This window comes from Pseudomonas sp. XP2, assembly GCF_053557975.1.
The window spans coordinates 267,685-292,008 of the sequence record NZ_JBNRIK010000002.1; the positions used below are offsets into that span (position 1 = coordinate 267,685).

Consider the following 24,324-nt stretch of genomic DNA (forward strand, 5'->3'; position numbering starts at 1 on the left):
CGCTAAAGCCAAAAACCACTATCTACCGCTCCAAAGGTGATGGTTTTAATCTTCTCCCATCAACGCGAAACACCCAACTTGCTGAAAACAGAAACCCTTAGGAGCAACGACCATGACCAACTTCAAATACAACCGCCTGAACAAAGACGACGCCGCCGTACTGCTGGTCGATCACCAGGCTGGCCTGCTGTCCCTGGTCCGCGACATCGAACCAGACGCGTTCAAGAACAATGTGCTGGCGCTGGCTGACCTGGCCAAGTTCTTCAACCTGCCGACCATCCTCACCACCAGCTTCGAGCAAGGCCCCAACGGCCCGCTGGTGCCAGAGCTGAAAGCCCTGTTCCCGGACGCCCCGTACATCGCCCGCCCAGGCCAGATCAACGCCTGGGACAACGAAGATTTCGTCAGGGCGGTAAAGGCCACCGGTAAGAAGCAGCTGATCATCGCCGGCGTCGTGACAGAAGTGTGTGTGGCCTTCCCGGCCCTGGCGGCCCTGGAAGAAGAGTTCGATGTGTTCGTGGTGACCGACGCCTCCGGCACCTTCAACGCCATGACCCGCGACGCCGCCCACAACCGCATGAGCCAGGCCGGTGCGCAACTGATGACCTGGTTCGGCGTGGCGTGTGAGTTGCACCGCGACTGGCGCAACGACGTCGAAGGCCTGGCCGCGCTGTGCTCCAACCACATCCCGGACTACCGCAACCTGATGACCAGCTACAACGCCTTCAACGCCGGCAAGTAAGCCGACCGCCCCGGGCACCGCCAGTCGGTGCCCGCCAAGGGCAGCACACCCATCCAATCCACCGCCCGTTCGCCGTTGCACAGTGAATGCGGGCACGCTCATCTCAAGGAACGCCGATGAACACCGCACTCCAACACAACCGCGAAGTGGTGACCGTATGCCTGCAACACCAGGTTCTCGCTAGCCCGACGAACTCCACGCCGGCCCAACCGCCACGCTGGAAGCAGGCGTTGCTGACCTACCTGGTGATCTGCCCCATGACCATGATCATTCCGCAGCTGCTAGCGCCGCTGTTCGCACGCTTCCCGCAGCTGGGCGGCCCGATCACCGGCAACCTGATCGTCAACCTGTTCGTCATCCTGCCCGTGGTGTTCTACATCATGCCTTGGGTAACCCGCCGCTGCGCCAACTGGCTGCGCGGGCAGCAAAAGGTTTGAACACGGCTAACCTTCTTCAACCCACCGCACATCCAGCCAAGCCCTGACCTTGCGTCAACCGGCATGCTTCGCAGTCGCCCTGCCGGCCCCAGTCGGAGAAGCCTATGTCCCAGGACCGCAACGACAAGACCCGTCGCCAGTTCCTCGCTACCAGCACCGTGCTCGGTGCGGCCGGCGCGCTCTGGTCCGCATTGCCCTTCGCCGGCCAGGCCGGTTCCGCTCACGCATCCATCCAAGGAGGTTCCATGACCGCTGACCTGATTCTGTTCAATGGCAAACTGCACACCGTTGACCGCGAAAAACCTACCGCGACTGCTGTCGCGATCAAGGATGGGCGCTTCATCGCCGTGGGCAACGATGCCGAGGCCATGGCCCACAAGGGCACTACCACGCAGATCATCGACCTCAAGCAGCGCACGGTCATACCCGGCCTGAACGACTCGCACCTGCACCTGATCCGCGGTGGCCTGAACTACAACCTGGAGCTGCGCTGGGAAGGCGTGCCGTCGGTGGCCGATGCCCTGCGCATGCTCAAGGACCAGGCTGCGCGCACGCCCACCCCGCAGTGGGTACGCGTGGTGGGCGGCTGGAACGAATTCCAGTTTGCCGAAAAACGCATGCCCACCCTTGAGGAGATCAACCAGGCTGCGCCCGACACCCCGGTGTTCCTGTTGCACCTGTATGACCGCGCGCTGCTCAACCGCGCTGCGCTCAAGGCGGTCGGCTACGACAAGGCCACCCCGAACCCGCCGGGTGGCGAAATCCAGCGCGACAAGTTCGGCAACCCGACCGGCATGCTGATCGCCCGCCCGAACGCGATGATTCTCTACGCTACCTTGGCCAAAGGGCCGAAGCTGCCACTGGAGTATCAGGTCAATTCGACCCGCCAGTTCATGCGTGAACTGAACCGCCTGGGCCTGACCAGTGCCATTGACGCCGGCGGCGGCTACCAGAACTTCCCCGACGACTATTCGGTTATCCAGGAGCTGGCCGACAATAACCAGCTGACCGTGCGCATCGCCTATAACCTGTTTACCCAGAAGCCCAAGGAAGAGCTGGACGACTTCAAGAAGTGGACCTCCAGCGTCAAGCTGCACAGCGGCACCGACTTCCTGCGCCATAACGGCGCCGGCGAAATGCTGGTGTTCTCCGCCGCCGACTTCGAGGACTTCCTCGAGCCACGCCCGGACCTGCCACAGACCATGGAAGAGGAGCTGGAACCGGTGGTGCGGCACTTGGTCGAGCAGCGCTGGCCGTTCCGCCTGCACGCCACCTACAACGAATCGATCACGCGGATGCTCGACGTGTTCGAGAAGGTCAACCGCGACATCCCGTTCAACGGCCTGCCGTGGTTCTTCGACCACGCCGAAACCATCACCCCACAGAACATCGAGCGCGTGCGCGCCTTGGGCGGTGGTATCGCCGTCCAGGACCGCATGGCCTTCCAGGGTGAGTACTTCGTCGACCGCTACGGCGCCAAGGCTGCCGAGCAGACCCCGCCCATCAAGCGCATGCTCGACATGGGCGTGCCTGTGGGGGCCGGCACCGATGCCACCCGCGTGTCCAGCTACAACCCGTGGACCTCGCTGTACTGGCTGGTCAGCGGCAAGACCGTCGGCGGCATGGAGTTGTATCCGGAAGGCCTGGACCGCGACACCGCACTGCAACTGTTCACCCAAGGCAGCGCGTGGTTCTCCAGCGAGCAGGGCAAGAAGGGCCAGATCAAGGTGGGCCAGCTGGCAGACCTGGCGGCGCTGTCGCTGGACTTTTTCAGTGTTGAGGAAGAGGCGATCAAGGGCATCGAGTCGGTGCTGACCATCGTCGATGGCAAGGTGGTGTACGGCGCTGGCGAGTTCGACAAGCTTGGCCCTGCGCAGGTTCCGGTACTGCCGGAGTGGTCGCCGGTGGCCAAGGTGCCGGGGCACTGGCGCGTGGGTACGCCATCTTTGGTAGCCGCCGTGCACCAGTGCAGCGGGCCATGCGGGGTGCATGCGCACAGCCATGAGAAGGCACGGCATTCGAGTGTCCCGGTGAGTGACTTCCAGGGCTTCTGGGGTTCGCTGGGTTGTTCCTGCTTTGCTTTCTGAGCTGCTTTGCCTGCATAAATGACGGCCGCTTCGCCGGACTAGGCCGCTCCCACAGGTTCACCACCCATCCCGAGGGCAGTGGGGTAACTTGTGGGAGCGGGCTTGTCCCGCGAAAGGGCCGTGACTGACAGCCACCGACTCACGCCATGTCGCTGATCGCAAATTCCTCAGCCAGATGATCGATCAGCGCCCGCACCGACGGCAGTAACCCCCGCCGCGACGGGAAGATCGCATGCACGATGCCGCATCGCGGGTGCCACTCAGGCAGCAATTCCACCAAGCGCCCCGAAGCCAGGTCCTCGCGAACCGCCACCCTCGGCAAGTGCGCGATCCCCACCCCGGCCACCACGAAATGGCGCAGTGCAAACAGGTCATCGGTCACCATGCGCGGTGTGTGCGGGATGACGATGCTGCGGCTGTTGTCCTCACCCTGGAACAGTTCCCACTGGTACTCGCGCTGGGCACTGCCCCAATGCACGCTGGGTAGCGTGCCCAGCAGCTGCGGGTCAAACCCTTTGGGCAGTTGCGCCAGGTAGTGCGGCTGGCCGACCAGGCACTGGGTGCTGTTGCTCAGCACCTTCATCACCATGTCGGTGTTCTCCAGCGGCGGAAAGCGCACGCGCAGGGCGATGTCGAAGCCCTCGTGCAGCAGGTCGACACGGCGGTTGGTGCTCTCGATGAACAACTCCACCTGCGGGTACTTGAGCATGTAGCGGGTCAGCATCGGCCCGACCCAGGAGTTGAGCAGGGTGGTCGGGCAACTGATGCGCACCAGCCCGCGCGGCTCGCTGCGGTTGCGTTCGATGATTTCCGCCGCGCCCTCGGCCTCCACGCGCATGGCCAGGCAACGGTTGTAGTAGGCCTGGCCGATCTCGGTCAGCGAGCAGTGCCGGCTGGTGCGGTGCAGCAGCCGCACGCCCAGGCGGTCTTCAAGGTCGGCGATGCGCCGGCTGAGTTTCGACTTGGGCATGTCCAGCGCCCGCCCGGCCGGGGCGAAGCCGCCGTGCTCCACGACTTGGGTGAAGTAGTAGAGGGAGTTGAGGTCTTCCAATGATCGTTCTCCAAACGGAACGCTAAGGGCGGTTTTCGCAGTCTAGTGCAGCAAAGGTGATGATTTTAATCTGTGCCCATCAACGCGAAACACACCGGATTGCTGAAAGATTCATAACCCTTCAGGCCGGTGCGCAGCTGATGACTTGGTTCGGCGTGGCCTGCGAGCTGCACCGCGACTGGCGCAACGATGTCGAAGGGCTGGCTGCGCTGTGCTCCAACCACATTCCGGATTATCGCAATTTGATGACCAGCTATAACGCGCTGACTGCGGGTAAGTAAGCAAACCAGTAGCAGTACGCACAAAGGCCGGCTCCCTCTGCAGGGAGCCGGCTTTTTTTGTTTGCTGTACCGGCCTCTTCGCGGGCACGCACGCTCCCACAGGTACTGCACAGTTTCAGAACCAGTGGTGATCCTGTGGGAGCGGGTTCACCCGCGAAGAGGGCGGTACAGGCAGCATCAATTCATGGGCTGTGGCTCAATCCCTTTCCGCAACGACTCAAGCAACCTTCTGCCGTTTCGAGCGCATTCAGGTTGCTCCGGAACAGGCTTTTGCCTGTGTCATCTATTCACGCAGGAGGGGGTGGGCACGACGTGGCCCCACGCTATAAACCTTTCTCGGAAATCTCCTACATGAAAGAGCGGAAGGCATAACGGCGCTAAACGGGCACGCCGAGAGCAAACTGAGCACCCGGAAATTTTTCAAGGAGTGACTCCATGCGCAGCGCCAACGCTAGCTTGAAAAGTGTAAGGCATGACCTTACACTCAACCATCGGTGATAAGAAGTTTCAGGCACAAAGGCCTGAGGCTGCTCCATCAGCATCGTGACACGTCTGGAGTGCGTGCAGATCATGTGAATCGCTTGCGGCGTTTACTGGCTTCTCTTGAAGTTGCACAAACCGCAGCAGACATGAACCGGCCGGGTTACCGTCTTCATCCTCTGCACGGAAAGCTGGAAAGCTATTGGGCAGTAAATGTCTCGGGTAACTGGCGAGTGGTGTTCCGCTTCGTGGGTACCGATGTGGAGCTTGTTGACTATCTGGATTATCACTAGGAGCTTGAGTCATGCCTATGTTCGATCCTCCCCATCCTGGGGAGTCTTTGCGAGAAGATGTGTTGCCCGCAATTGGCATGAACGTTTCTGAGTTAGCTCGCCACCTCGGCTATTCGCGGGGGCAGTTGTCCACGGTACTCAATGGGCGCGCCGCCATTTCTGCCGATCTTGCTTATCGGCTTGAGCTGGCAGGCCTTGGGCCTGCCCGGCAATACCTTGCCGAACAGGCAGCTTACGATCTTTGGCAAGCCGCTCAGCGTGAGCATCCTCAAATAGAGCGGTTGGTGTTCGCCTGACTACTCAAACCGCATCCGAATCAAACAACCGCTCCAGCTCCACCCGCGCCTCCTTGGCCGTCTGCATCACCTTGGCCCGGTCATCGCGTACCTGCCCCTGGGCCACCAGCACTTCTTCGTCATGCTGGGTAAACCGTGCGATACGGTCCGCCGCCTGTTCATCGCTCAAGCCCAACCCCACCAGCGCGCGGCGGGTCATTTCCAGGCTGGAGTAGAACGTCTCGCGAATCGGCTCGGCGCCTGCATCCACCAACTTGTGCACATGCTGGCGGTTACGTGCCCGGGCCAGCACCTTCAGGTGCGGGTACAGGCGTTTCACCCGTTCAGCGGTATGAATGGCGGCTTCTGGGTCATCGATGGTGATGATGAAGTACTCCGCTTCACCCACCTTGGCGGCGTGCAGCACCTCGGGGCGCAGCGGGTCGCCGTAGAACACCGGCACCTGTTCGAACATGCGGGTCATCTCGATGGCGTCCACCGAGGTTTCCAGGGCAATGAACGGGATCTTCTGCGCCCGCAGGATGCGCGCGACGATCTGGCCCATGCGGCCCATGCCGACGATCACCACCCGCGGCGTATCCGTCTGGATCTGCTTGTACTGCTCGGGCACTTCACGCGCCGGTTGCGGGCGTTTGAGGGCGCGGGCGCAGCCCAGCATCAGCAGCGGGGTGATGGCCATCGACAGGGTAATGGTCATCAGCAGCAGGTCGTAGGTCTGGGTGTCGAACAGGCCTTGGTCCTTGCCCAGCTTGAAGACCACGAAGGCGAACTCGCCACCGGCCGCCAGTACCATGCCCAGGCGCAGGGCGCTGGCGCTGTTCAGGCCACCGACCAGGCGCCCGACGCCGATCAGCAGCACCAGCTTTACTGCTACCAGCAGCAGGGTCAGGCCCAGCACCACCAGCGGCATATCCAGCAGCAGGCGAAGGTTGGCGCCCATGCCCACGCTGATGAAAAACAAACCCAGCAGCAGGCCCTTGAACGGCTCGATCTGCGATTCCAGCTCGTGGCGGTATTCCGAGTCGGCCAGCAGCAGGCCGGCGAGGAAGGCGCCCAGGGCCATGGATATACCCGCTTCTTCCATCAGCCAGGCGGTGCCGATCACTACCAGCAGTGCGGTGGCAGTAGACACTTCCGGCAGGCCGGTGCGGGCCACGGTGCGGAACACCGGGCGCAACAGATAGCGACCACCGATGATCACCACGGCGATGCTGGCGAATACCTTCAGGCCGTGTTGCAGGCTATCGCCGTGGCTGGCGTCCGGGCCACTGGCGGCCAGTAGCGGTACCAGAGCAATCAGCGGGATCGCAGCGATGTCCTGAAACAGCAGGATGGCGAACGCCAGGCGGCCGTGCGGGGCGTTGAGCTGCTTGCTCTCGGCCAGGCTTTGCAGGCCAAGGGCGGTGGACGACAGCGCCAGGCCCAGGCCGAGGACGATGGCTGCCGGCAGCGTCTGGCTGAAGCCGAACAGGGCAATGGCACCGAGCAGCGCGCCGGTCAGCAGCACCTGCGCGGTACCCACGCCGAACACCGACTTGCGCATCAGCCACAGGCGCTTGGGCGACAGCTCCAGGCCAATGATGAATAGCAGCAGGACCACGCCCAGCTCGGAAATGTGCGCCACGCTTTCGGTGTCGCGGATCAGGCCAAGTGCCTGCGGGCCGATGGCTACACCGGCCAGCAGGTAGCCGAGCACGGCACCCAGTTGCAGGCGCTTGGCCAGGGGGACGGCGACGACGGCCGCGAGCAGAAAGATCACCGCGGTTTGCAGAAGGCTGCCTTCGTGTGGCATTGACTCTTACTCCATGAGCTGCCGGGGCAGCATTTGAACAGTTTGGCCGACGATTTTGAGGGGTGGAGGGGGGGCAGACAATCAGCTGTCCGGGAGAAACATTGTCCCGTAAAGAAGGACAGTTGCCGCAGGGCGCTGCCAAACGCAGGTTCTGCTGCTGGGGCTGAAATTTCCAGGGCCGCTTTGCAGCCAGGGCAATTTAACTGCTCCCCGGCCGGTACTGCAGGGCCTCGGCCAGATGTGGCCGGCCGATTGCCTCACAACCCTCGAGGTCCGCCAGTGTCCGCGCCACTTTCAACAACCGGTGCGCTGCCCGCAACGACAAGGTCAACCGTTCGCAGGCCCCTTCCAGCCAAGCTTGGTCCGCCGCCGTCAATCCGCAATGGCGACGCAACCCGTCGAGGTCGAGAAACGCATTCACGCACCCTTGGCGGCGCTGCTGTACCTCCCGCGCCTTCGCTACCCTGGCTGCCACATCGGCACTGGCTTCACCACAGGGCTGATTGTTCAGCGTGGTGCTTTCGCGAGCCACGGTCAGGTGCAGGTCGATGCGGTCCAGCAGCGGCCCTGATAGCTTGTTGCGGTACCGCGCGATCTGCTCGGTGCTGCAGCGGCAGCGGCCAGTAGGGTCGCCCAGGTAGCCGCAAGGGCATGGGTTCATCGCCGCCACCAGCTGAAAGCGCGCCGGAAAGCGCACTTTGTCGCGTGCCCGGGCAATCACGATCTCGCCCGACTCCAGCGGCTCGCGCAGCACCTCCAGCACACGCCGCTCGAACTCTGGCAGTTCATCGAGAAACAGCACGCCATGGTGGGCGAGGGTGATTTCGCCCGGTTGCGGCCGGCTGCTGCCTCCAACCAGTGCCGGGCCGGATGCGGAGTGGTGGGGATGGCGAAACGGTCGCTGCGGCCAACTGCTCAGCGGTGTATGCCCGCTGACCGACTGAATGGCAGCCACCTCGAGCGCCTCGTGCTCGTCCAGCGGTGGCAGCAGCCCTGGCAGGCGGCTGGCGAGCAAGGTCTTGCCGGTGCCGGGTGGCCCGGTGAACAGCAGGTTGTGCGCCCCAGCCGCCGCCAGCATCAACGCGCGCTTGGCCGCCAGTTGGCCCTGCACCTCGCTCAGGTCAGGGTAGGGACGTTGATTCAGGATCAAGCCATTGGCCGCGTACGGCGGCAATGGCACCTGGCCGTTCAGGTGGGCGACCAACTCCAGCAAGTGGCCCACCGCATACACCACCAGCCCGCCTGCCAGGCTGGCTTCCTCGGCATTTTCCCGTGGCACCACCAGCGCCCGGCCTGCTTCGCGTGCCGCCAGGGCCGCAGGTAGCACGCCCTGGACAGGGCGCAATTTCCCCGAAAGCGCCAGTTCGCCCAGGCATTCCATATCGGCCAGGGTGGCAGTCGGCACTTGGCCATCTGCGGCGAGGATACCCAGGGCAATGGCCAGGTCGTAGCGCCCGCCATCCTTGGGCAGGTCGGCGGGGGCGAGGTTCTGGGTAATGCGCCGCTGCGGGTAGCTAAGCCCGGAGTTGACGATGGCGCTGCGTACCCGGTCCTTGCTTTCCTTGACCGTGGTTTCTGGCAGGCCGACCAGAGTGAGATGGGGCAGGCCGTTGGCCAGGTGGGTTTCGACGCTGACCGCGGGTGCCTGCACACCCACCTGGGCGCGGCTGTGGACGAGGGCTAGTGACATGGACGCTCCGTTGTCGCTGAAAAAGGCCGCTTCCTGCGGCTGGGTCAAGGATAGCGATGGTGGCCACGACAGGCGCAACAAGTGTGCGTCGTGGTTTTGCAGAGCAGGTTTTTTCCCTGTGTTTTCTTTAAAATCGGCAAAAAATGGATCCAATAATCTTTGCGCAGGTGGGTGGTATGGCTTAGTGTTGTTGGGCAAATGCCGTTGCCATGGGATGGCACCGCGTCTTCTTTCAAATGGACTTGAGGTATTGCGCCGTGCAAACGCTCGCCCAAACGCGCCAGGTGATTCGCGAACTGGTGCAGGCCAATTCATTCATTGAACTCACCCGGTGTTTCGACAGCCTTGAGGCGCAATGGCGCCAAGCCGCGCCCGGCGAGTTCCCGGCCTACCTGGCGGCCATCGAAGGGCACATGCTGGTGGACCTGGAAAACCAGGGTGACAGGGCCCTGAGCCAAGTGCTCAAAGCCTGGATTGATGCCTGCCCCAAGGCTTACCACCCGCAAGTGGTAATGGGCATGCACTGTTTCCACCGGGCCTGCCAGGTGCAGGATGGTGGCCAACGCAACGCTGCCCGCTTGCTGGCCGTCGAGCAAATTTGTGAAACCGCGACCGCGCACCTGTTGCGTGCAATGGACCGCTCTGCACAACCCGTGGCAGCGGCCATTGGCATGCTGCGTGTCAGTGCGCAACTGCGCGAACCTGGCTGGTTGATCGAACTGTTTCAGGGGCAGCCTGCGCGGTACAGGCCCAGTGCCCATGCCGATGTGGAAGCGCAGGAAGCCGCAGCCCCCTTGCTCGTGAAGTACGGGCTGTTGCCCTTGGCCGAGCTGCCCCAAGCATTACCGGCGTGCCTGAGCAGGCGGGCCGATCACGAAAACGAAGCACCACGCTATTACTGGTTGCGCCATGCGCTGGTGGCCCGCCCTGGTTGTTTCGAAGCGATCCAGGCGCTGGCCGTTTACCTGTTGCCCCGTTGGGGGGCCAGTTTTGATGCGCTGGACCTGTTGGCCAATGGGCCGTTGTGCGATGGGTGGGACGAAGCGCTGCGCAATGCGTTGCGCTGGATGGCCGTCGAAGAACGGCTGAAGCTGCCACATGCCGAGCAGTTGCAGGCCGTCGCGGATTGGCAGCAACTGTTCGATAGCTGGCTGCAACGCCCGCTAAGGCCCAGGGAAAGCGCCGTCGTGCTGGCCTGGCGAGGCGCGCTGCGCAGCAGTGCCTTGCAAGACCATGCAGGCGGTATGCGTGATTTCGCCGCGAGCTTGGCATGCAACGCCAGTCATGGCGCCATCCCTGCGATGGGCGAGCCATTTCGCTGTTTTGTCGGGCTGATACTGTGTGATGGCATGGCAGATGAGCATCAGCTGTTGCGCACCGCCATCGAGCGCCTGTGTGAAGGCCGCTCGCATGCTGGCGCTTGTGCAATGCGCGCTGCCGGGCATCGCTTCGGCCTGTGGGGGCTGCCGCGTTCGGCCGAGCAGGCAAGGCTCTGGTCACAGGTGGCGGTGACCCGCCAGCGCGCGGGCCATGCGCCAGGCTTCGATGTGCTCGCTGTGGCGCGGCTGCTGTGGGCTGCCAACCGGCACGAGGTGGCTTGTTACCTGTACGAGCGCTTTGCGGAGCTGAGCTTGCCGGGTGCTGCCCTTGGCCTGTACGAGCTGCACAGCGGCGGCCTGGGCAACACCCCGGCGCACTATCTGGACGACGAGACGGCTGAGTATTGGCTGCAGCGTGCGGTAGAGGCGGGCAGCAGGCAGGCCAAGTACAACCTCGCCTGCCTGCGTATGGAGGGTGATGAGGACCTGAGTGAGCGAAGTGCCATGCTGGCTGTCAGGCGCCTGCTGGTCGATGCGCTGGGTAATCCGCACACCAATGCGCGTGCGCGTTTGCACCTGGGTATCCTGTTGCGCCAGTTTGGCGAAGTCCAGGAACGGGCCGAGGCCGTCGCCTACCTGTCGAGCCTGGTCGAGCACCCGGACCCGTGGGTTGCCGGACGGGCCAGCGCCGAACTGGGGCTGGCCTGGATGCAGGGGCGCGGCACTCGCAAGCAGAGCCGTTTTGCTGCCATCGAATGGGCCAACCGTGCGGCTGCCTTGCAGCCTGGGGATTCAGCCATCGAAAACATCCAGGCCGAGATCCTCAACTCGCACAACCGGGTGAAGACCCTGGTTACCCAGTGTGGTGCGACCCTGTTTCGCGGCACCTTGCACGCCAGCGAGTTGCCGCCGAAACAGGCAGTATCCGAGCCGGGCCGGCTACGGGCGTCGGCCTGATACCCTCAGGGCTTGGCGCCGAGGATGATGTGCGAGGCCTTGATCAGCGCAGTGGCCTTCACACCCGGTGCCAGGCCCAGCTCCTGCACGGCTTCGCGGGTCACGATGGCAAACACCTCGGTGCCGCCGGCCAGCTTCAGCACCACTTCGGCATTCACTGCACCATCACCCACCCGCACCACTTCGCCTTCCAGTGCGTTACGGGCCGATAGCTTGTAGCCGGCGGCGTCGGTCAGCAGTACCACCCACGGCGCCTTGACCAGCGCCACGGCGTCTTTGCCGACGTTGATGCTGAGGTTATGCAGGCTGGCCATGGTGACCACCGCTACCAGCTTTTCGCCGCCACCCAGGGTCAGCTCGACTTCGGCATTGACCGCGCCGGGCTGAACGTTGGTGACTTTGCCTTCAAAAACATTGCGTGCGCTGACTTTCATGGGGAACGCTCCGTGTAACAACCCGCGCCAGAGGGATTCAGGCGCGCACATAAACCCAGGCAGTCAGGCCCGATGCGAGCGTGACGGCGACGCGCTTGTAGTCGGCAACTTCATAGCGGTCCGCCGCCGCCAGCTCTTCTTCGCTGATCTGGAAGACCGTGCCGGCCACGCTGTCGTCGGCCTGGCTGCTGGGGGAAACGATGGGGTGATGGGACTTGCCGCTAGCCGCCAGCACAGCCGGGTCGGTGATCTCGACCCAGTCCTGTCGGTAGCCCGGCATGCGGTCGGCCTGGCCGCTCAGCTCACGGCCGAAGTTGACCCGTTGCACGGCCTTGTCCTGCAGCGTGCCGTAGGAAAACAGCAGTACCGGGTATGCGCTGGAGGGCTGCATTCACTGATCCTGTGGGGTCGGGTTCAGCCGTGCTTCCAGCTCGGCTACTTGTTTTTCCAAAGCCTCGAGGCGAGCGCGGGTGCGCGCCAGCACGACCATCTGGCTGTCGAATTCGTCACGGCTGACCAGGTCCAGCTTGCTGAAGGCACCTTGCATCAGCACCTTGAACTGGCTTTCGAGTTCTGCACGGGGCTGGGCGGTATCGCTGCTGAACAGGCGCGAGGCCTGGTCGCTCAGGGCATCGAGAAGGGCTTTGGGCGCAAGCATGGGGCAGTCCACTGAAACTTAGAATGGCCGGCAGTGTAGCACGCACAAACTGGACGTTTGGGTGCACGTTTTTCGCGCAATGCGCCCTGCCGGTGCGCACCGAAACTGTGCATGTTTCCCATGCTGGCGACTGGCCAATCCCGACCCTTTCGCATAACTCGCTGTTTTCCGGTGATTTGCCGGAACTGGCAAGGTTTCTGCAAAGACCTGTACGAGCCATGCACTGATGCAGTTCCTTGTGACCAAGCAGTGCGCACGCGGAGCCGGATGCCGACGACGCGTTACAAAGCCAACCGCTGCGCTTAGACTTGAGACGGGTTTGTTTTCCTGGGGCAAGTCCACCAAATCGGGAGAGAGTTTCATGAAGCTAGTCACAGCCATCATCAAGCCGTTCAAGCTGGACGACGTGCGCGAGTCGCTGTCGGAAATCGGCGTGCAGGGCATCACTGTTACTGAAGTCAAAGGCTTCGGCCGGCAGAAGGGCCACACCGAGCTGTATCGCGGTGCTGAATATGTGGTCGATTTTCTGCCCAAGGTGAAGATCGATGTTGCCATCGATGACAAGGACCTTGATCGGGTAATCGAAGCCATCACCAAGGCAGCCAACACCGGCAAGATCGGTGACGGCAAGATTTTCGTGGTGAATCTGGAGCAGGCGATCCGCATCCGTACCGGCGAAACCGATACCGACGCGATCTAAGCAGCAACAACGCCTCACCAAACCCAACGCCCCAGGAGAAAACAACATGACTCTGCGTAAGATCGCAGGGCTAGGAGCCCTATTGTCCCTCGTAATGCCCGGGCTTGCCTTGGCCGAGGAAGCCGCCCCAGCGCTGAACTCCGGCGACACCGCCTGGATGTTGACCGCAACGGCGCTGGTGCTGTTCATGACTATCCCGGGCCTGGCCCTGTTCTATGGCGGCATGGTGCGTTCCAAGAACGTGCTGTCGGTGATGATGCAATGCTTTGCAATCACCGGCCTGATGAGCATTCTCTGGGTCGTTTACGGCTACAGCATGGCCTTCGATACCACCGGTATGGAAAAGGGCGTGCTCAACTTCAACTCCTTCGTCGGGGGCTTCTCCAAGGCCTTCCTCAGCGGCGTCACGCCCGAGAACCTGACGTCGGCCACTGCACTCTTCCCTGAGGCGGTATTCATCACCTTCCAGATGACCTTCGCCATCATCACCCCGGCACTGATCGTGGGTGCCTTCGCCGAGCGCATGAAGTTCTCTGCGATGCTGGTGTTCATGGGCATCTGGTTCACCCTGGTGTATGCGCCGATCGCCCACATGGTGTGGAGCGGTGACGGTGCACTGATGTGGGACTGGGGCGTACTGGACTTCGCTGGCGGCACCGTGGTGCACATCAACGCCGGTATCGCAGGCCTGGTCTGCTGCCTGGTGCTGGGTAAGCGCAAGGGCTACCCGACCACCCCGATGGCCCCGCACAACCTGGGCTACACCCTGATGGGCGCGGCCATGCTGTGGATCGGCTGGTTCGGCTTCAACGCAGGCTCCGCCGCCGCCGCCAACGGCACCGCTGGCATGGCCATGCTGGTCACCCAGATCGCCACCGCTGCTGCTGCGCTGGGCTGGATGTTCGCCGAGTGGATTGGTCACGGTAAACCCAGCGCCCTGGGCATCGCTTCGGGTGTGGTTGCCGGCCTGGTTGCCATCACCCCGGCTGCAGGCACCGTGGGGCCGATGGGCGCCTTGGTGATCGGCCTGGCTTCGGGTGTGATCTGCTACTTCTGCGCCACCACCCTCAAGCGCAGGCTCGGCTATGACGATTCGCTGGATGCCTTCGGTGTACATGGTGTCGGCGGCATCATCGGGGCAATCCTTACCGGTGTGTTCGCAGCGCCGGCGCTGGGCGGCTTCGGCACCGTCACCGACATTGGCATGCAGGTCTGGATCCAGGCCAAAGGCGTGATCTTCACCGTGGTCTACACCGCCATCGTCACTTACGTGATCCTCAAGGTGCTGGATCTGGTAATGGGCCTGCGGGTCAACGAAGAAGAAGAGTCGGTCGGCCTCGACCTGGCTCAGCACAACGAACGCGGCTACAACCTGTAACTGCAACGCGGTAAAAACTTGCCCGGCTTGCCGGGCATTTTTTTGCCAGATTTTCAGCATTTCGCGCTTGGCAAACGGTTTATCCGGCACGTTCGCGACGTAGGTAAAAAACTTACAAGTCGCAGGGCGTTTATGGAGCTTTGCTTTTTCCACGGGCGCGCTAGAATGCGCGCCGAAGGGTGTTTGACGTGTAGTCCACACACTTCGCCAGCCTTTGCTAGGCTTGCCAATAGCGTGTGGCCAGCAGGGGCTAGATGGATTTGTCAGGTCCTGCCAGGAGCAGGGCCTGCTGGGTGCCGCCTCCCATCAGGAGCGCCGACCCAAGGGCAGTGGCCTAACCCACGGCCAGTTGAATTTTCACTGGTGGCTGCCGGTCTACGGCTGCACTGGTCTATAACTAACCTGCTTTCGCAAGTCATGAGGTAGAACATGAGCGACGACGATCTGGAAAACGACGACCTCGAAGTAGGCGATGAAGACGAGGTTGATGAAGGCCTCGAAGCGGCAGCTGACGATGTCGCCGAAGATGCGGGCGATGACGACAGCAGCCCGGCACCCGCTGCCAAGGGCAAGTCCAAGGCGGCTGTTTCGGTAGACGAACTGCCGAGCATGGAAGCTAAGCAGAAAGAGCGTGATGCACTGGCCAAGGCGATGGAAGAATTCCTTTCGCGCGGTGGCAAGGTGCAGGAAGTCGAGGCCAACGTGGTCGCCGACCCGCCCAAAAAGCCGGACAACAAGTACGGCAGCCGCCCTATCTGAGTGGCTGACCGCAAAAAAAGCCCGCCGTCGCTGCGGGCTTTTTTGTGGGCGTTTGCCGGTATATTTTCATTGCCAGTGAGATCGAGCGCAGCTCGCGATGCGCCGCGCGGGCGGCGCTCGATATACGCACCAACGCAAATTTCGAGGCGGTCTCTTGTCAGCCCCAGCGGGAAAGGACGTCGGGCAGCTGCGACAGGCGCTGGATTTCGGCATCCGGTGCCTGCTCACCCGTCCAGGCCTTGCCCTGGGGGTTGAACCAGACGGCCCGTAGCCCTGCTCGCTGGGCGCCTGCGATGTCATCGCCGGGGTGGTCGCCGATGTGAACGGCGGCGCTGGCATCCGCCTCGCCGCGGCGCAGGGCTTCCAGGAACGGTGCCGGGTCCGGCTTGCCAATGCCGAGGTCCTCGGCGCACAGGGCAAAGCGGAAGTAGTCCGCCAGCCCCAACCGGCTCACGTCGGCGTTGCCGTTGGTGACCACGCCCAGGATGTAATGGTGACGCAGGACCTCCAGTACCGGCTGCACCTCGGGGAAGATCTCCACTTGGTGGCGAGCATGCAGGAACACTTCAAAGCCTTCGTTGGCCAGCGCCTGCGCTTGCTTCTCGCTGTAGCCGACCTCTTCCAGGGCATGGAACAGCACCCGTCGGCGCAGGGCGCTGATGCGGTGCTTGAGGCCGGGGTCGGCCTGTACCAGCCGCTCGCGAATGGCAAACAGGTGCTCCACCGGCACCCCGCCCAGGATCGGGGCGTTGGCTTCGAGCCAGTCGCGCAGCACGACTTCTGCGCTGGCGATGACCGGCGCGGTGTCCCACAGGGTGTCGTCGAGGTCGAACGTGATCAGCTTGATGCTCATGAGTCTGTGCCTTTGCTGCGTTTGGCCCGAGGGTGGGCGCTGTCGTACACCGCGGCCAGGTGCTGGAAGTCCAGGTGGGTGTAGATCTGCGTGGTGCTGATGTCGGCATGGCCGAGCATTTCCTGCACCGCCCGCAGGTCCTGGGACGATTCCAGCACATGGCTGGCGAAGGAATGGCGAAGCATGTGTGGGTGCAGGTGCTGGCCCAGCTCGCGCTCACCCGCCTTCTGCACACGTTGCTGCACAGCCCGTGGAGTGATGCGGTTGCCCTGGCGGGTGATGAACACCGCGCGGTCACGCGGGTTGCCGATGCCGCGCAGGCGGTACCAGGCGTGCAGCGCCTCGCGGGCTTTGCGGCCAACGGGCAGCACGCGGGCTTTGCCACCCTTGCCCAGCACCTGCACCAGCCCGGCGGCAAGGTCGATGTGATCGAGGTCGAGGTTGGTCAGCTCGGACAGGCGCAGGCCCGACGAGTAGAACAGTTCAAGGATCGCCTGGTCACGACGGGCAATAAAATCGTCATCGACGCCGCCATCAAGCAGCTGCAGGGCGCGGTCGGTGTCCAGCACCTTGGGCAACCGGCGCTCACCCTTGGGCGCGCTCAGGCCAGTGGCCGGGTCGTGCTGGCACAGGCCTTCGCGGTTGAGGTAGCGGTACAGGCCGCGCACCGCCGACAGCAGCCGTGCCAGGCTGCGGGAGGACTGGCCGTGGTGGTGCAGGCGGGCGATCAGTTGGCGCAGTTGCTGGATTTGCAGCGCTTGCCACCCGGCAATACCGTGTTCCTTGCAGTAGGCGGTGACCTTATCCAGGTCGCGACGGTAGCCCAGCAAGGTGTGCTCCGACACCTGGCGCTCGTTGCGCAGGTGTGCGCAATAAGCCTCCAGTTGGCGTTCCATCAGCGTACCGAGCGCAGGGTCTGGGTAACGCGCGGTACAACGCGGCCGAGCACTTCGGCGATGTAGCCAAGGAACAGGGTGCCGACGCTGCTCTTGTAGTGTTGCGGGTCGCGGCTCCCGATCGCCAGCACCCCGTGCAGCCCTTGGTATTCGAGGGTGGCCACGGCACTGGAGCCCACCTCCCGGCGCTGTTCCTCACCGAACAGAAAGGCCAGCTCATGCTCACGCAGGTTGCCACTGACCGTCTTGCCACCGCCCAGCAGAGCACCGATGGCCTGTTGCGCCTCGGTGTTGCTGACCCAGCGCCCGACCGGCGCGCCGTTGTCGCCGAACAGGATGAGGCTGACGAACGGCACCTGGAACTCCTGGCGCAGGCTGTCTTCGACCGCCATTACCACTTCTTCCAGGGTGCCGGCATCGAGCAGGTCGAGGATCAGCCGCCGGGTCTTGTCGAACAGCCGGTCGTTGTCGCGAGCCACATCCATCAATTGCGACAGGCGATGGCGCATCTCGATGTTACGGTCACGCAGCAGCTTGAGCTGACGTTCCACCAGCGACACGCTGTCGCCACGCTGATGCGGTATGCGCTGTTCGATCAGCAGCTCGTCGTGCTCGGCAAAGAAGGTGGGGTGGGCGCGCAGGTAGGCGACCACCGCTTCGGCATCGAGCTCGGCGGACTGCTGGGGTACAACCTGGGGCTGATCGGTCATGGCGGTTACTCGCTTAGAGACGAACCTGTCCTTCGTAGACGCGTACGGCCGGGCCGGTCATCACCACGGGCTTGCCGGGGCCGGCCCATTCGATGTGCAGGCGCCCACCGGGCAGGTCGAGGGATACCGGGGAATCCATCCAGCCTTGGCTGATGGCTGCCACGGCGGCGGCACAAGCACCGGTGCCGCAGGCCTGGGTTTCGCCCGCGCCGCGTTCCCACACACGCAGGTTGGCGCGGTGGCGGTCGATGACCTGGAGGAAGCCGGCATTCACCCGCTGCGGGAAGCGTGGGTGGTTTTCGATCTTCGGGCCCAGCTCATGCACGGGGGCAGTATGCACGTCATCGACGCGCAGCACGGCATGCGGGTTACCCATGGACACGGCGGCAATCGAATGCAGCTGGCCGTCGACTTCCAGTGGGTAGTTCAGCGCCTGCTCATCAGCGACAAAGGGAATGTCGGCAGGGATGAAGCGCGGTGGGCCCATGTCGACACTCACCTGGCCGTCGTTCTGCACGTCCAGCACGATGATGCCGCTTTTGGTTTCCACGCGGATGCGCTTTTTCGCGGTCAGGCGCTTGTCCAGCACGAAGCGGGCGAAGCAGCGCGCACCGTTGCCGCACTGCTCCACTTCGGAGCCGTCGGCGTTGAAGATGCGGTAGCGGAAGTCCACTTCCGGGTTGTTCGGGGCCTCGACGATCAGCAACTGGTCGAAGCCGATGCCGGTATGCCGGTCACCCCATTGCTTGGCGTGCTTGGGCTGGATATGCGCGTGCTGGCTGACCAGGTCGAGGACCATGAAGTCGTTGCCCAGGCCATGCATCTTGGTAAAACGCAGCAGCATGGGCTTACTCCGGCAGCAGGCTTTCGCCAGCGTACAGTTCGGCGATGGTTTCGCGGCGGCGTACTTCGAACGCCTGGTCGCCGTCGACCAGGATTTCAGCGCAACGGCCACGGGTGTTGTAGTTGGAGCTCATGACAAAACCATAGGCGCCCGCGGACTGCACGGCCAGCAGGTCGCCTTCGGCCAGGTTCAGCACACGGTCCTTGCCGAGGAAGTCGCCGGTCTCGCAGATCGGGCCGACCAGGTCGTAGGCACGGCCTTCACCCTCGCGTGGCACGACCGGGCTTACACCCATCCAGGCCTGGTAAAGCGCAGGGCGAATCAGGTCGTTCATCGCCGCATCGATGATGGCGAAGTCCTTGTGTTCGGTGTGCTTGAGGTATTCCACGCGGGTCAGCAGCACGCCAGCGTTGGCCACGATGTAGCGGCCCGGCTCGAACACCAAAGCCAGGTCGCGCGTGCCTACGCGTTCGCGAATAGCCTTGATGTAGTCGGCCACCAGCGGTGGTTCTTCGTCGCGGTAGCGCACGCCAACGCCGCCACCCAGGTCCAGATGGCGCAGGTGGATGCCGCAGTCGGCAAGGCGGTCGACCAGGTCCAGCAGGCGGTCCAGGGCATCGAGGAACGGCTCAACGGTGGTCAACTGGGAGCCGATGTGGCAGTCGACGCCAACCACTTCCAGGTTCGGCAACTGCGCGGCACGCACGTAGATGGCCTCGGCGTCGGCAATGGCGATGCCGAACTTGTTTTCTTTAAGGCCGGTGGAGATGTACGGGTGGGTACCGGCGTCAACGTCCGGGTTGACCCGCAGCGACACCGGGGCAACCTTGCCCATCTCGGCTGCCACGACTTGCAAACGCTCCAGTTCGTCGGTGGATTCGACGTTGAAGCAGTGCACACCCACTTCCAGGGCGCGGCGCATGTCTTCGCGGGTTTTGCCGACGCCAGAGAACACCACGCGGTCGGCGCGCCCGCCAGCGGCCAGCACGCGCTCCAGCTCACCACCGGAGACAATGTCGAAACCTGCGCCCAGGCGCGCCAGTACGTTCAACACGCCAAGGTTGGAGTTGGCCTTGACCGCGAAGCACACCAGGTGCTCGGTGCCTTGCAGGGCATCGGCGTAGTTACGGTACTGGGCCTCGATGTGGGCGCGCGAGTACACGTAGGTGGGGGTGCCGAAACGTTCGGCGACGGCCGACAGGGCCACCCCTTCCGCGAACAGCTGGCCGTCGCGGTAGTTGAAAGCGTTCATCTGGTTTCCTTACTGCGCAGGCGACTGCTCGGGCTCGGACTGCAGCTCCGGCTGCGCTTGCGCCGGCGCCGGCTGGGCTTTTGGCTGGTGCTGGTGCGACTTGTGCGCTTTGCCGTTATCGCCGTCTTCAGGCAGGTACAGCGGGCCTTTCTGGCCGCAGGCCGAAACGAGGCAGGCAACAGCGACCAGCGCCGCGAAGGAGGAAATCAGGCGCTTCATGGGTGAAATCCTTAGAAAAATGCAGTATTGCGCCCGAGTATACCGAGCGACCGGCGGCTTGCCTATGCAAGGGCCGGTCCGCCGGGCGGGCTATTCTTACCGCCTTCAATGGCTAATCTTTGCATTCGGCGCCAAGCGCCCGTATCTTGCCCGGCTTGCCTGTAACGCAGCCAATTTCGAGGTTCCTGCAATGAGTTTGAGTGAAGCGCGTTTCCATGATCTGGTCGACGCGACCCAACAGGCGTTGGAAGACCTGTTCGACGAGAGCGGCCTGGACCTGGACATGGAGAACTCCGCCGGTGTGCTCACCGTCAAGTTCGAAGGTGGCGCCCAGCTGATTTTCAGCCGCCAGGAACCGCTGCGCCAGCTGTGGCTCGCCGACCGCTCAGGTGGCTTCCACTTCGATTACGACGAAGAAAGCGGCAAGTGGGTGTGCGAGAAGAGCGAAGAGCTGTTGGGCGAAATGCTCGAGCGCATCGTCTGGGAGCGGGCCGGCGAGAAGCTGGACTTCGACGAGATCTGACATGAGCACCGCCCCGGCCCGTCCCCCCAAGCCGCTCTACAGCAACGTCAGCCCCGCTGTGCCATCACCGTGCATCAGCGTTTGCCGGCTGGACGAACAGCGGGTGTGCACTGGCTGCCAGCGGCATGTGGAGCACATTCGCGAATGGCGCTCGGCCGATGACGAACGGCGTCGGCAGATTTGCCGCGAGGCCCAGGCCCTGCGCGACCAGGCTAAGGCACACTGATAGCAAGGGCTTGAGTATTTGCCCGGCTGTGGTAGTGTCGGGTTTCTGCGTCGGTGACGCCAAAGCCTTCACAAACCCCGCCCTTGGGCGGGGTTTTGCTTTATCTGCACGACGAAAATCGCCTGTTCAAAGGAGTCTGACTGGATCATGAGCACCAAGCCTTCCCTCATCCTCACCCGATTGGACGTACAGCGTCTGCAGCGTCTGATCGACAGCCTCGACGAAAGTACGCCGGGTGTGCTCGCCCTGCAGGACGAGCTGGACCGCGCCGAGCAGGTGGTCGGTCACGATGAAGTGCCGGCGGGCGTGGTCACCATGAACTCGCGCGTGCACTGCCGTGAGGAAGCCAGCGGCAAGGACTACCACCTGACGTTGGTCTATCCGAAGGATGCCGGGCCGGAAGGTAATGTCTCGGTCCTGGCACCGATTGGCTGCGCCTTGCTGGGGCTGTCGGTGGGCGAGCAGATCGACTGGCCGGCACCGGGGGGCAAGACCCTCAAGCTGAAGCTGCTGGAAGTGGAGTACCAGCCAGAAGCGGCGGGCGATTACGACCTGTAAGGCTCAAGGGGGCTGCAAGGCAGCCCTCGGTCATTCACCCAGCACCTGCTCCAGCCCCTCATTCAACGCCTGCTCCAGCACCCGCTTGTAGTTCAGGTACACCTGCGTCGCGCCCAGCCGGTCATCCAGCAGCTCGGACAAATCCAGATCGGTGATGTAGCACCGGTACTGTCCGGCAGCGCGCCGTTGCCCGATGATCTGCCTGGCCACCACCGCATACAGCTGCGCACCATGCTCCAGCTCGGAAAACTCTTGCTGGTCGCAGTACAGCGTCACATGCGCCGCACCCGCCACACCGGCCTGGATGATGGCTTGCACCTCATAGTAAGGCTGGTCGCTGCCCTCGACCGGGGCTTGGCGCGGCTCGAGGCTACGCGCCTTGCCAACGCCGGAAGGCAACAGTTGCGCATAGTGGATATCCAGTGAGGCAGCGCGCTGGGTATCCAGCGGCAGCCGGGCATCACGGCGCATCACCACCGAACGCAGGAACCGCTGCAGCGGCAGCAGCAGGTGGGCTTCGTCATGCAGGGGCAGGCGTTGCTGCCACAGGGCATTGTACTCATCCAGCACATACAACTCGGCCCAGCCACCTTGCAGGCGGTAGAACACCTGGATGCAAGCCGGGCGGCCCTGTTCCAGCACCAGGCGCAGGTCGTGGTCCAGCAGGGCGTTGGTATCCAGGTACAGCGGGCTGTAGGCGCTGCGTTCTTCGCCCAGGTGGGCCAGCAGCCCCTCGTGCTCGGCCAGGGTGGCCAGGCCTACATGCCCGGCCAACAGCTCCAGCACATGGGTGTGCTGGGCTACCTCTAGCAGGTAGCGGTGGTTGGCGCCTTGGTCCAGCAGCAGCTGCACCGTGTCAAAAATTTCCTCCACGCGCTGGCTGATGGCCTGTGCGCGGCTCGGGCAAAAGCAGCGTACCCGCACCCGTGGCCGGTGGCCCCGCAGCACCGGGCTATTGAGGAAGTCGCGCAGGCAGCGCACCAGCGCATGTTCGCCTTCGTAGCGCTGGACCAGCACTTCGTTCCAGCTGTTCAGGGTGACCTGGTCCAGGGTCAGTACCAGGTTCTCGCGCACGCCTGCGTAGCTCAACGAGTCGGTACGCTCGGTGGTCATCAGGATGTTCAGATCGCGGTGATGGCGCAGCGGGTCGATGGCGACGTTGACCAGCAACAAAACCTCGTCGGCAACGCTGGGCTGCAGCAGGCGCACTTCGCTGACGATCGGCAAGGGCAGGGGAATACTTTGCTGCAGGCAACCCATCAGGTTGAACAGCTCTAATTCACTGAGGTCGCTGGCGCCGGGGTGCAGCGCCATGCGCGTGCTGCTGTCGATCACGCCGTTACGATGGGCCCAGGCCAGCAGCTCGATCAGCTCGCGGCAGCGCTTTATCGGGCTGAGGTGCTCCACCTCGTGGGTGCTCAGGTTGCCGCAGTACAGCTCCCAGTGGTGGCTGCCGGGCTCCTTGCGGTTAGGTGCCTGAACCAGGGTCAGGGTCCCTTCGGCAAGGTCCGGGGCGATGCCGGGGTTGATCACCTCGACCTTGCCGGCGCGGCGCTCGAAGGCCGCGTACAGGCGCCGGCCCAGCACATTGAGGTCGCGCTGCTCGGCACGGCTGCTGGCGCTCTGGGTGCTGGCGAACTGGCTGAGGAAGCGGTAGCTGTGGTTCAGCTCGGCCACCAGTTCGCGGCGCTCGACAGCGACTTGCTGCACTTTCCATTGGCTACGGCTATCCAGCAGGGCCAACTGACGCTGGTCCCAGCCCCACTCGTCTGCCAGGCGCTGCAACAGCCGGCGCTGCCAGCCATTGGCGCGGCCTTGGTCGCTGAGCTTCTTGTTCACCTTCAGGTACAGGCTGCGCCGCACCCGTTCCAGGCGTGCGACCGCGCCGCGCTGCAGCAGGTAGCGCTCGATACGCCGATAGACCATGACGTAGGGGTCCAGTGCGTCGAGGTCGAGCTGATTGGCGAACACTGCCTGCTTGTAGTCCAGGCTCAGACAACGCACGGCGGGGTGTTCACTGGCGTAGGCCTCGGTCAGCAGCAGCTTGAGTAGCGACTTGTAGGGCGAATCGATGCCCTTGAACAGTTGCCACAGGCCGGCACCGACGAACTCGCCGGGTGGAACGTGTGCCAGGTTGCCGAGATCGAGAGCGTCCTGGCTGCGGATGAAGCGTTTGGTCAGCAGGGTCTGGGTGTAGGCGTGATAATTGTGTTCCTGGTAGACGGGCACCAGCCACCACAGTGGTGTCCGGCCTGCCAGCCAGAGGGTGGTGCGGTAGAACTCATCCAGCAGCAGGTAGTGCTGGGTGGTGCCGCAGTCATCGGAGCCCAGCTGGCCGTCGCGCTGGCCTTGGGCAAAGCCTTGCGTGTCGATCAGGAAGAAGTGCGCCTCGGCACCCAGGCTTGCTGCCCAGTCCTCCAGCAATTGGCACTTGCGGCGCAGTTCTTCCAGCAAATGCTCGGGCAAGCCGGGCGCATGGCACACCCACAGGTCCATGTCGCTGTGCTCGGCCTGGGCCAGCGAGCCCAGGCTGCCCATCAGAAACAGGCCGTGGATAGGGCGCGGCGGGTTGCCATGGCGGGCTTTGTAGGTAAACGAGCGGGCCAGGCGCTGGGCCTCGACCACCAGCTCGGCACCTGGCTCGTAACCCGATACGCCCGCAGGCGTGCTACCCGAGACGTAGCCCGGCAATAATGGGTGGTTCACGTGAAACAGCAGCGGCAGTAGCGTCAGTACCTGTTGCTGACGTGTCGACAGGCCTTCCATAGCCCGCTGCAGGCGCCCTTGATTCAGTTGCAGGAAACGCGCACGCAATGTTGCCAGGACCTTGCGGTCGATGCCTTCGTCCAGGTCAGGGCGGATTTCGTGAGGGTGATTCATTGCGCGCTC

The 24,324-nt window shown here is 63.3% G+C and carries 25 protein-coding genes and 1 pseudogene; 13 read left to right on the plus strand and 13 right to left on the minus strand.

What is annotated here, in order from left to right; genetic code table 11:
• Positions 1-112: 112 nt before the first annotated feature.
• The 3 genes from ycaC to ACK1VC_RS04095 all read left to right on the plus strand — a co-directional run bounded on the left by ycaC (position 113) and on the right by ACK1VC_RS04095 (position 3,266).
• Positions 113-742, plus strand: coding sequence for an isochorismate family cysteine hydrolase YcaC (ycaC, locus tag ACK1VC_RS04085; protein WP_016489791.1), 630 nt, complete (start codon positions 113-115; stop codon positions 740-742).
• 116 nt (positions 743-858) lie between these two features.
• Positions 859-1,179 carry a hypothetical protein gene (locus tag ACK1VC_RS04090; protein WP_016489790.1) on the plus strand — a complete coding sequence of 107 codons (321 nt, stop codon included), beginning with the start codon at positions 859-861 and terminating at the stop codon, positions 1,177-1,179.
• Between the two features lie 245 nt (positions 1,180-1,424).
• Entirely contained in the window at positions 1,425-3,266 is a 1,842-nt protein-coding gene (locus ACK1VC_RS04095; protein ID WP_161775552.1) for an amidohydrolase, read from the plus strand.
• A 139-nt stretch (positions 3,267-3,405) separates the two neighbouring features.
• Here ACK1VC_RS04095 and ACK1VC_RS04100 read toward each other — a convergent pair whose 3' ends face one another.
• A complete protein-coding gene (locus tag ACK1VC_RS04100; protein ID WP_016489788.1) occupies positions 3,406-4,317 on the minus strand; it encodes a LysR substrate-binding domain-containing protein in 912 nt (303 codons plus the stop codon).
• 122 nt (positions 4,318-4,439) lie between these two features.
• Between ACK1VC_RS04100 and ACK1VC_RS04105 the strand changes: the two are divergent.
• The 3 genes and pseudogenes from ACK1VC_RS04105 to ACK1VC_RS04115 form a co-directional block, all read left to right on the plus strand.
• Positions 4,440-4,598: pseudogene (locus ACK1VC_RS04105) on the plus strand (hydrolase); the annotation flags it as partial.
• Between the two features lie 494 nt (positions 4,599-5,092).
• Positions 5,093-5,371: a type II toxin-antitoxin system RelE/ParE family toxin gene (locus tag ACK1VC_RS04110; protein ID WP_080642829.1), complete on the plus strand. Its 279-nt coding sequence runs from the start codon at positions 5,093-5,095 to the stop codon at positions 5,369-5,371.
• Positions 5,372-5,382: 11 nt separating this feature from the next.
• On the plus strand, positions 5,383-5,667 hold the full coding sequence (locus ACK1VC_RS04115; protein WP_024717670.1) for a HigA family addiction module antitoxin: 285 nt from the start codon (positions 5,383-5,385) through the stop codon (positions 5,665-5,667).
• A 4-nt stretch (positions 5,668-5,671) separates the two neighbouring features.
• Here ACK1VC_RS04115 and ACK1VC_RS04120 read toward each other — a convergent pair whose 3' ends face one another.
• Together ACK1VC_RS04120 and ACK1VC_RS04125 are read right to left on the minus strand one after the other, a co-directional pair.
• The gene (locus tag ACK1VC_RS04120) at positions 5,672-7,459 is read right to left on the minus strand and encodes a monovalent cation:proton antiporter-2 (CPA2) family protein (protein WP_095116218.1); all 1,788 of its coding nucleotides are present in this window, start codon (positions 7,457-7,459) and stop codon (positions 5,672-5,674) included.
• A gap of 199 nt (positions 7,460-7,658) precedes the next feature.
• On the minus strand, positions 7,659-9,149 hold the full coding sequence (locus ACK1VC_RS04125; protein WP_191087101.1) for a YifB family Mg chelatase-like AAA ATPase: 1,491 nt from the start codon (positions 9,147-9,149) through the stop codon (positions 7,659-7,661).
• A 257-nt stretch (positions 9,150-9,406) separates the two neighbouring features.
• On the opposite strand from ACK1VC_RS04125, the gene ACK1VC_RS04130 reads away from it, so the two are divergent.
• A complete protein-coding gene (locus tag ACK1VC_RS04130) occupies positions 9,407-11,425 on the plus strand; it encodes a DUF4034 domain-containing protein (protein WP_191087100.1) in 2,019 nt (672 codons plus the stop codon).
• Positions 11,426-11,430: 5 nt separating this feature from the next.
• On the opposite strand, the gene ACK1VC_RS04135 is transcribed toward ACK1VC_RS04130, so the two are convergent.
• The 3 genes from ACK1VC_RS04135 to ACK1VC_RS04145 are packed head-to-tail and all read right to left on the minus strand — an operon-like array spanning position 11,431 to position 12,517.
• Complete coding sequence (locus ACK1VC_RS04135; protein WP_016489777.1) at positions 11,431-11,859, minus strand: TOBE domain-containing protein; 429 nt, start codon at positions 11,857-11,859, stop codon at positions 11,431-11,433.
• A gap of 37 nt (positions 11,860-11,896) precedes the next feature.
• On the minus strand, positions 11,897-12,250 hold the full coding sequence (locus tag ACK1VC_RS04140) for a gamma-glutamylcyclotransferase family protein (protein ID WP_449117857.1): 354 nt from the start codon (positions 12,248-12,250) through the stop codon (positions 11,897-11,899).
• Entirely contained in the window at positions 12,251-12,517 is a 267-nt protein-coding gene (locus ACK1VC_RS04145; protein ID WP_024717668.1) for an accessory factor UbiK family protein, read from the minus strand.
• A 361-nt stretch (positions 12,518-12,878) separates the two neighbouring features.
• On the opposite strand from ACK1VC_RS04145, the gene glnK reads away from it, so the two are divergent.
• From glnK to sutA, 3 genes are all read left to right on the plus strand, one after another.
• Positions 12,879-13,217, plus strand: a complete 339-nt coding sequence (gene glnK, locus ACK1VC_RS04150) for a P-II family nitrogen regulator (protein ID WP_002555808.1) — start codon at positions 12,879-12,881, stop codon at positions 13,215-13,217.
• 46 nt (positions 13,218-13,263) lie between these two features.
• On the plus strand, positions 13,264-14,595 hold the full coding sequence (locus tag ACK1VC_RS04155) for an ammonium transporter (RefSeq protein ID WP_016489775.1): 1,332 nt from the start codon (positions 13,264-13,266) through the stop codon (positions 14,593-14,595).
• 429 nt (positions 14,596-15,024) lie between these two features.
• Entirely contained in the window at positions 15,025-15,354 is a 330-nt protein-coding gene (gene sutA / locus ACK1VC_RS04160) for a transcriptional regulator SutA (RefSeq protein ID WP_016489774.1), read from the plus strand.
• Between the two features lie 157 nt (positions 15,355-15,511).
• Here sutA and ACK1VC_RS04165 read toward each other — a convergent pair whose 3' ends face one another.
• Genes ACK1VC_RS04165 through lptM form a run of 6 tightly spaced genes read right to left on the minus strand, consistent with a single transcriptional unit; the run spans position 15,512 to position 20,128 of the window.
• A complete protein-coding gene (locus tag ACK1VC_RS04165; RefSeq protein ID WP_016489773.1) occupies positions 15,512-16,207 on the minus strand; it encodes an HAD family hydrolase in 696 nt (231 codons plus the stop codon).
• Entirely contained in the window at positions 16,204-17,103 is a 900-nt protein-coding gene (gene xerC / locus ACK1VC_RS04170) for a tyrosine recombinase XerC (RefSeq protein WP_016489772.1), read from the minus strand. Before xerC ends, ACK1VC_RS04165 begins: the two co-directional genes overlap by 4 nt.
• Complete coding sequence (locus tag ACK1VC_RS04175) at positions 17,103-17,813, minus strand: DUF484 family protein (RefSeq protein ID WP_060519688.1); 711 nt, start codon at positions 17,811-17,813, stop codon at positions 17,103-17,105. The genes xerC and ACK1VC_RS04175 overlap by 1 nt, the downstream gene beginning before the upstream one ends.
• Before the next feature lie 13 nt (positions 17,814-17,826).
• Positions 17,827-18,657, minus strand: a complete 831-nt coding sequence (dapF, locus tag ACK1VC_RS04180) for a diaminopimelate epimerase (RefSeq protein ID WP_016489770.1) — start codon at positions 18,655-18,657, stop codon at positions 17,827-17,829.
• 4 nt (positions 18,658-18,661) lie between these two features.
• Positions 18,662-19,909: a diaminopimelate decarboxylase gene (gene lysA, locus ACK1VC_RS04185; RefSeq protein WP_023047197.1), complete on the minus strand. Its 1,248-nt coding sequence runs from the start codon at positions 19,907-19,909 to the stop codon at positions 18,662-18,664.
• A gap of 9 nt (positions 19,910-19,918) precedes the next feature.
• On the minus strand, positions 19,919-20,128 hold the full coding sequence (lptM, locus tag ACK1VC_RS04190) for an LPS translocon maturation chaperone LptM (protein ID WP_016489768.1): 210 nt from the start codon (positions 20,126-20,128) through the stop codon (positions 19,919-19,921).
• A 190-nt stretch (positions 20,129-20,318) separates the two neighbouring features.
• Between lptM and cyaY the strand changes: the two genes are divergently transcribed.
• From cyaY to rnk, 3 genes are all read left to right on the plus strand, one after another.
• Positions 20,319-20,651 carry an iron donor protein CyaY gene (cyaY, locus tag ACK1VC_RS04195; protein WP_016489767.1) on the plus strand — a complete coding sequence of 111 codons (333 nt, stop codon included), beginning with the start codon at positions 20,319-20,321 and terminating at the stop codon, positions 20,649-20,651.
• A 1-nt stretch (position 20,652) separates the two neighbouring features.
• Positions 20,653-20,877 (plus strand): DUF1289 domain-containing protein, encoded by a 225-nt coding sequence (locus ACK1VC_RS04200; RefSeq protein ID WP_016489766.1) that lies wholly within the window; start codon positions 20,653-20,655, stop codon positions 20,875-20,877.
• Between the two features lie 147 nt (positions 20,878-21,024).
• Positions 21,025-21,435: a nucleoside diphosphate kinase regulator gene (rnk, locus tag ACK1VC_RS04205; protein ID WP_016489765.1), complete on the plus strand. Its 411-nt coding sequence runs from the start codon at positions 21,025-21,027 to the stop codon at positions 21,433-21,435.
• Between the two features lie 30 nt (positions 21,436-21,465).
• On the opposite strand, the gene ACK1VC_RS04210 is transcribed toward rnk, so the two are convergent.
• Complete coding sequence (locus ACK1VC_RS04210; protein ID WP_197884277.1) at positions 21,466-24,315, minus strand: class I adenylate cyclase; 2,850 nt, start codon at positions 24,313-24,315, stop codon at positions 21,466-21,468.
• Positions 24,316-24,324: the final 9 nt, after the last annotated feature.